Source organism: Bacillus sanguinis (assembly GCF_018332475.1).
Lineage (GTDB): Bacteria > Bacillota > Bacilli > Bacillales > Bacillaceae_G > Bacillus_A > Bacillus_A sanguinis.
The window spans coordinates 1-7,361 of record NZ_BOQB01000427.1 but is presented as its reverse complement, the minus strand read 5'-3'; the positions used below and the strand labels follow the sequence as shown (position 1 = coordinate 7,361).

At 32.9% G+C, this 7,361-nt stretch carries 8 protein-coding genes; 6 read left to right on the top strand and 2 right to left on the bottom strand.

The genetic code is table 11. The annotated features are described in order from the left end of the window. The first annotated feature begins 166 nt into the window (after window positions 1–166). Together KI369_RS27145 and KI369_RS27140 are read left to right on the top strand one after the other, a co-directional pair. Window positions 167–940, top strand: a complete 774-nt coding sequence (locus KI369_RS27145) for an HAD family hydrolase (RefSeq protein ID WP_212958678.1) — start codon at window positions 167–169, stop codon at window positions 938–940. Between the two features lie 98 nt (window positions 941–1,038). Next, the gene (locus KI369_RS27140) at window positions 1,039–1,644 is read left to right on the top strand and encodes a PRK06770 family protein (RefSeq protein WP_212958676.1); all 606 of its coding nucleotides are present in this window, start codon (window positions 1,039–1,041) and stop codon (window positions 1,642–1,644) included. 59 nt (window positions 1,645–1,703) lie between these two features. Here KI369_RS27140 and KI369_RS27135 read toward each other — a convergent pair whose 3' ends face one another. Then, the gene (locus KI369_RS27135) at window positions 1,704–2,570 is read right to left on the bottom strand and encodes a LysR family transcriptional regulator (protein ID WP_238484965.1); all 867 of its coding nucleotides are present in this window, start codon (window positions 2,568–2,570) and stop codon (window positions 1,704–1,706) included. 129 nt (window positions 2,571–2,699) lie between these two features. Between KI369_RS27135 and KI369_RS27130 the strand changes: the two genes are divergently transcribed. The 3 genes from KI369_RS27130 (at window position 2,700) to KI369_RS27120 (ending at window position 5,353) form a co-directional block, all read left to right on the top strand. After that, window positions 2,700–3,743: an aspartate-semialdehyde dehydrogenase gene (locus KI369_RS27130; RefSeq protein ID WP_212958672.1), complete on the top strand. Its 1,044-nt coding sequence runs from the start codon at window positions 2,700–2,702 to the stop codon at window positions 3,741–3,743. A 173-nt stretch (window positions 3,744–3,916) separates the two neighbouring features. After that, on the top strand, window positions 3,917–5,041 hold the full coding sequence (locus KI369_RS27125; RefSeq protein ID WP_212958670.1) for a C45 family autoproteolytic acyltransferase/hydrolase: 1,125 nt from the start codon (window positions 3,917–3,919) through the stop codon (window positions 5,039–5,041). A gap of 48 nt (window positions 5,042–5,089) precedes the next feature. Beyond that, the gene (locus KI369_RS27120) at window positions 5,090–5,353 is read left to right on the top strand and encodes a hypothetical protein (protein ID WP_212958668.1); all 264 of its coding nucleotides are present in this window, start codon (window positions 5,090–5,092) and stop codon (window positions 5,351–5,353) included. A gap of 92 nt (window positions 5,354–5,445) precedes the next feature. Here KI369_RS27120 and KI369_RS27115 read toward each other — a convergent pair whose 3' ends face one another. Next, window positions 5,446–6,348: a LysR family transcriptional regulator gene (locus KI369_RS27115; protein WP_212958666.1), complete on the bottom strand. Its 903-nt coding sequence runs from the start codon at window positions 6,346–6,348 to the stop codon at window positions 5,446–5,448. Between the two features lie 158 nt (window positions 6,349–6,506). Here KI369_RS27115 and KI369_RS27110 point away from each other — a divergent pair, with 158 nt between their 5' ends. Further along, on the top strand, window positions 6,507–7,193 hold the full coding sequence (locus KI369_RS27110) for an MOSC domain-containing protein (RefSeq protein ID WP_212958664.1): 687 nt from the start codon (window positions 6,507–6,509) through the stop codon (window positions 7,191–7,193). The last annotated feature ends 168 nt before the right edge of the window (window positions 7,194–7,361 follow it).

The following is a 7,361-nucleotide window of genomic DNA, read 5'->3' as shown; positions in this document are numbered from 1 at the left end:
ATGTATATGCTTTAAGAAATAGAAAGTATGTAGCAAATGGAAATGATACTTGGAATTAAATTGAGACAAAAAGAAAGTTGAGATTAACTATCGGCAGATGCTCTGTTGATTCAACAAATAATCAATATTTCGAGTTCTTATTTGTGAAAGGAGAATAAAGCTAAGTATGAAAAAGATTATTATTTCAGATCTTGATGGTACTTTATTAAGAAGTGACAAAACAATTTCAGAGAAATCTATTAATATTTTAAGGGAATGTAAAAATAATGGGGACGAATTAATTTTTGCTACAGCAAGGCCGCCAAGAGCTATAAAACAATATATTCCCAACGTGTTAAAAAATGAGATTATCATTTGTTATAACGGGGCTTTAGTTCTTAAAGGCAATGATATTTTATATGAAATGAAGATTTCTAAAAATGACATTTTAGAAATCATAGAAATAGCAACAAAGTATAATCTTCATCAGATTTGTCTTGAAATAGGTGATAAGTTGTATTCCAATTTTGATGTTACTGATTATTTTGGTAATGTACCATGTGAAATTATGGATGTAAGTGATTTGAACTTTGAAAAAGCTTCTAAAGCAATTATTTGTACTAAAGGTTCAATAAACAAGGAATTCATTAAAGAATTGCCTGATGAATGCAGGGGAGTCATTACAGATGATGGGACATTGTGTCAAATTATGCATGCAGAAGTTTCAAAATGGAATAGTATTCAATATGTTCTACAGCACTTAAATCGAGACGTATCTGAAGTTATTGCTTTTGGAGATGACTACAATGATATGGAAATGATAGAGAAGTGTGGGATTGGTGTAGCGATGAGCAACGCTGTTGAGGAATTAAAGGCAGTCGCTAAAGTTATTGCTAAAAGTAACGATGAGGATGGAGTTGCTACATTTCTAGAAAGTAAAAGTTATGTTTATGTTGACTAGTATGAAAAAAATTGTAGTAAGCAGCGAAAAAAGAGATGCTGCATCTGTTTTTGATAAATAGATATTATGAATGAGATATGCGGGAGGAAACAAGCAAGATGAAAACATTCTTTAAAATAATTGGAATTATAGCTGGCATGGCGGTAATCGGAGTAGGTTTAACATATGGTATGCTACATTATTTGAATAATAGTAAACCAGCTGCGAAAAAGGCATCACCCGCTGCTCCGGCAGCAGAAGTGCTGGCTGATAGTAATGTAAAAGCTGAAGATGCAAAGGTTTTAGAAAATGGCAATCATTCATTACCAAATAGCGGCTTTAATAAAAATTTTAAATGGACAGATGAGAAAATACAGACAGCATTACATGAAATGGCGCATCAAAAAACGAAAGCTGATCAAAAGTGGGGCTATATTTTTATTACACAAGAACGTATTGAAAGTTTACTTGATATTGTAAAGAGCAATGATCTTGTACAAGGAACTACATATGCAGATATTTTAGAGAGATGGAAACAGGGAAAATATGAAAAGATTGATGCGGATCACAATAAGATTTGGAAATTACAAAGCGGGAATTTAGGAGAAGGAAAAGGAGTAATGTCAGAAGCGGAACAAAAAGAGTTAATTAATCGAGTGTTTATACAAAGAGGTACATATTCGGGTAGTCAATTAATTGCAGGTGGGGGACAGGCTAATAAATAAGATAACATTGGAAGAGAGTAAGTGCTTATTAGGCAGTTACTCTTTTTTGTGTGCACCTTTTAGTCTCGTTCTAGCAAGGAAAGAAAGGATTGTAAAACAGGTGAAAGCCATCTAGATCTATGATAGATTACATGGCTTTGAATAACAGTGGGAGTTTCAATAGGCTGAAAACAGAGTTGTTCTTTTTGACAACTTTCTTGTACAACGATGTAAGGTAGAATGGATATTCCTAATTCACACATGACGGATTGTTTAATGACTTCAACGTTGGAAGTTTCAAATGTTTTAGCTGGAATATTCCCGCTTTGACGTAAAAAACGATCTACCATCGGTCTATAGCCGCAGCTTTGCTCCGTAAAGATAAATTGGGTATCGTTTAGTAAACAAAATGGATTAGAGTGTGTAGAGTGATGGGAAGGTAAAATCCATCCAAATGCTTCATTACAAAAAGTGCGCGTAATAAAATCATTATGTTCCATACTTTCTCCAATTATGAAAATAACATCTGATTCTCCTTCACGCAGCTTATTCATTGCTTGTTCGTTTGTAGTTGTTTCCAGTACGATATTTACTTTCGGATTTTTCTGTTTGTAAGTACGTAATAATTGCGGAAGACGGTACACTGCTAATGATTCGTTTGATGTAATACTCAATGTACCTTCTAATTGATCGGTATTTTGAGGGATTTCTTGCGCTTTTTCATAAATTGCAAGTAATTCTAAAGCATAAGGATGAAATTGATGACCTGCTTTTGTAAGAAGTACTTTTTTTCCTAACCGATCGAAAAGAGGAATATGTAAATCGTTCTCTAATGCTTTCATATGCGCTGTAACTGTAGATTGCGCATAACCTAATGCATGAGCAGCTTTAGAAAAACTACCATACTTAACAATCGCACAAAATGTTTTAACATGTCTCATTTCCATAAGTAATCCCTCTTTTATTATCATGATTTGTGAATGATTATATCACGTATTTCAATTTTCCAAATGATTAAATTCCTTATAAAATGAAATTGTAGAAATATTTATTCATTTAATATTGGAGGAGAAAAGATGAGTGAAAAGGGCTATCATGTAGCTGTTGTTGGGGCTACGGGTGCAGTAGGTCAGAAAATTATTGAAATGTTAGAAAAAGAAACAAAGTTTAATATAGCTGAAGTTACGTTACTTTCGTCAAAAAGATCGGCTGGTAAGACAGTACAATTTAAAGGGCGAGAGATCATTATACAAGAAGCAAAAATAAATAGCTTTGAAGGGGTAGATATTGCCTTTTTTAGCGCTGGGGGAGAAGTTTCTAGAAAATTTGTAAATCAAGCTGTCTCTAGCGGTGCAATCGTAATTGACAACACAAGTGAATACCGAATGGCACCTGATGTACCGCTTGTTGTTCCGGAAGTGAATGCGCACACTTTAAAGGAACATAAAGGGATAATAGCAGTTCCGAATTGTTCAGCATTACAGATGGTGACAGCTCTTCAGCCAATACGAAAATCATTTGGTATAGAACGAATTATCGTTTCCACATACCAAGCTGTATCAGGCTCAGGAATTCATGCGATTCAAGAATTAAAAGAACAGGCTAAGTCAATGCTTGCAGGTGAAGAGGTTAAGGGTACTATATTACCTGTGAAGAAAGATAAAAAGCATTATCCAATTGCGTTTAATGTACTACCTCAAGTAGATATATTTACAGATAATGATTTCACATTTGAAGAAGTAAAAATGATTCAAGAAACGAAGAAAATTTTAGAAGATCCCAATTTAAAAATGGCAGCTACTTGTGTGCGTGTTCCAGTTGTATCAGGACATTCAGAATCGGTGTATATTGAACTTGAAAAAGAAGCGACCGTTGCAGAAATAAGAGAAGTGTTGCTGGATGCACCAGGTGTTATTTTGCAGGATAACCCTGATGAACAGCTGTATCCAATGCCATTATACGCAGAAGGGAAAATAGATACATTTGTCGGTAGAATTAGAAAAGATCCTGATACACCAAACGGATTCCATCTTTGGATCGTTTCCGATAATTTATTAAAAGGTGCGGCGTGGAACTCTGTGCAAATTGTAGAAACGATGGTGGAAGCGGGAATCATTTAGTATTAAGGAAACTAGGGAACTAGGGAACTGTTAAAGATTACAGTTCCCTAGTTTTTATTTTATAACTGTTCGCTTTATTCCAGCCACATTTGATTTGAAAGACAGTAAAAAATATCAAGAATGAATACAGTTTATTTGGTACGATATGGATAAATTTAATAAGGGGGAATTAGATGTATCAAGTAAAGGGATATTTTTCATCGCTAAAAGGAAGTCATTATGACATCGGTAAGCAACAAGGGGAATTTGTAAAACAACATCCTTACCTTATTCCGCAATTAATACAGAAAGAAAATTTAATATCGCACCACCATTGGACAGAATCTAGAAATATATTAAATCAATATTGTCCTGGTATTAATGAAGAAATTGAAGGCTTTTGTGAAGTGTTGAAAATTCCTGCTAAACATATGATGTATTATTATCAAACGCTATTAAAAGCAGGTTGTAGCCATTGTGCAGTTTTACCTAAAAAGACAGATTTAAAGCATACTTATGTATTAAGAAACTATGATTTGTCACCAGTAATAGATGATATGCGTTTTTGTTCGACTCATGTTGAAGGTGCATATGCACATAGTGGCTTTTCTACTCAATATTTTGGCCGAACGGAAGGAGTTAACGAGCATGGATTATCTGTTACATTTTCAGCATGTGGTCAACCGGTTGGAAATATTGCGGGTTTAAGAAAGCCAGCGGTAAGTGGTTTACAATGTTTTGCGGTCATTAGAGTATTATTGGAGAAATGCAAAAATGTGCAGGAGGCTAAGTCACTAATAGAAGAAATACCGATTGCTAGTAATATGAATCTAATAGTAGCCGACCCTTTAGATGCAGTATGTATTGAAATATTTGATGGATATAAATCAATAATCACAGTTGTTGAGGAAAGCCAAGATTTTATCGTATCAACAAACCATGCAATTAGTTTACCTATTCAAAAACTGAATAATAGAAGATTAGAACAATCTACAAACCGATATCACACATTGTATGAACATTTAAATCGAAATGAACAAGTGAGTATAGAGTCTTTAAAAGGGTTAGTACAAAAAGAATATCCTGCCGGGCTGACGGTGCATAATTATGAAGAATGGTTTGGAACTTTACATTCCGTATTATTTGATTTGCATGAATGCACAATGAATATTTGTTTCGGGTCTCCACTTTTAAATGACTGGTACTCGTTGGAGGTTGGAGGGAGTCTTCCTTTTTCTGAGGTGAATGTGAACTTTGAAAATAAAACTTATACTGATTTTTGGAGAGAAGAGAATAATAAATTGATTCCACAAGAATAAATGAGATAAAATGGTAATAGCAAGGTGTATATACGGGAGGGAATGCCATTGCTAAAAGTTATGTTACCGATTGTTCTTATCTTATTTGTTGTCGTTTCAATGTATATTACTTATGAAAAAAGAAAAAAAGCAGGGATAAAAGGATTGAAGAGTGCGTTAACTTCAATTTGTTTCTTTACACTAGCAATCTTAAATTTGTTTGCATATTGGTTTAACTTTGGCGGGATTTTTATTTGGTTCATTTCAATTGTTTTATTGCTAGTTGGAGCATATTTTACGAAATATATTCCAATATCTAAAAAGGTACATTGACATTTATATGAGTTTAAATATTTTGTTTTGAAAAGAGATTATTCTACTAAGTCGTTGTGAAACGGGTTCAAAGGATAATCTCTTTTGTTCGTTTAACTTTGTAAAGAACGTACTGTTCTTTTTAGTTGCTCAATAAATTCTCGAGTTGCAGCGCACATATATTTATCTTTTCTATAAATAAGCCCTATTTCTATTGTTGGAGTAGGATTTTCTATTTTAATAGCTTGAATGTTTTTATTTTGTAAAAAGTCTATATACGGTTTTGGTAACACTGTAATTCCCATTCCTTTTGAAACCATTTGGATTAAAGATTCCATTGTACTAATTTCTAAAATTGGTTTTGGTTTAAAGTTGAATTTTTGACAATGGGATGTAATTAATTCGGTTAAAAAGAAATTCTTAGGTAAAAGAATTAAAGGGTAATTCTGCAATTCAGCAATAGATACATGATTATGTTTAGCTAATTGATGACCAGTTGGTACGACTATTATAAGTTCACTTTTGTAGAGAGGGATAGAAATAATTTCTTTGTCTTGCACCGGTAGAAATGTAATGCCAATATCTAGTTCGTTTTGTAATAATTTTTCACGAATATCTCCTGTGCGAAGTCCTAATACAGAAAGTTCTATATTGGGATATAAATTATTGAAATTTAAAATAGTTGATGGCAGTAAGTAATTTACGACGGTTAACAATGATCCAATTGTTAAGGAACCTTGTTGTAATCCGTTTAAATCTTGAATAGCAGAACGGGCTTGTTCAACTTCATGAAAAATTGTTTTACTATGTAATAATAAAATCTTCCCAGCTTCGGTTAAAGATATTTTTTTACCAATTCGATCGAAAAGGGGCATTCCAACTTCATGTTCTAATGCACGTATTTGCTGACTAAGTGAAGGCTGTGAAATATTTAATTTCTCAGCTGCTTTTGTGAAATGCAATTCTTTTGACACAGCTAAAAAATATTCAAGTTGTCGTAATTCGATTTGGATCACCTCAAGTATGATAATAGGTTTTACCTATCATTATTATATAAATAATTGGATTGAACAATGATTTTTTAGGTTTTATAATCAGCTTTATATAAAAGAGATAGTAGTGAAAATAAATCGAGTGAGAAAATACATGGAACAATCTTAAAGGAGGAAATAAAATGGCTAATGAATACCAATTATTATCTTTAAATATAGGGTTACCGAAAGATGTTACATACGGAGGAAAGGTAATTCATACAGGCATAAATAAGAAACAAGTAAAAGAACCGGTGTTTTTATCCTTTGTAAAATTTAATGGAGATGGTCAAGCGGATTTAGTTCATCATGGTGGAGTAGATAAAGCGGTTTGTGTGTATTCGGGAGAACATTATGGATATTGGGAAAAAGCGTTGAATCAAGTACTTGTATATGGAGCATTCGGAGAAAATATAACGATTAGTGGTATGTGTGAAGAGGATGTTTGCATTGGTGATACATTTCAAATTGGAGAAGCAATTGTACAAGTAACGCAGCCAAGGCAACCTTGTTTTAAATTAGCTAAGAAATACAATATCCCAAAGTTACCACTATATTTTCAAGAAACAGGATATACAGGGTTTTATTTTCGCGTATTAAAAGAAGGATGGGTATCATCTGTTGATACATTAAAGTTACTGAAATCGGATCCGAAAGGTGTGACAGTAGAATTTGCTAATCGTATTATGCATAAGGAAAAACAAAATTTGGAAGGGGTAAAGAGGATCTTAGAAGTACATGCACTTTCTACAAGTTGGAGAAATACATTTGAAAAGCGAATGAGAGGAGAAGAAATGAATACGAAGGAAAGACTAGAAGGAAAAAAATAATAAAAAATATTTTTTTATAAATGGTGCATTTCTATTAGTAAAAACGAATTAGAAAGCGCTATTTTTATAGTATAAACTTATTAATATTCAAAAATCCTAATATTGTTTTATTCGACTTATTTTCGAATAGTCGAAACATAAAATTAACTAGACTTTTTTTTTTTTTTT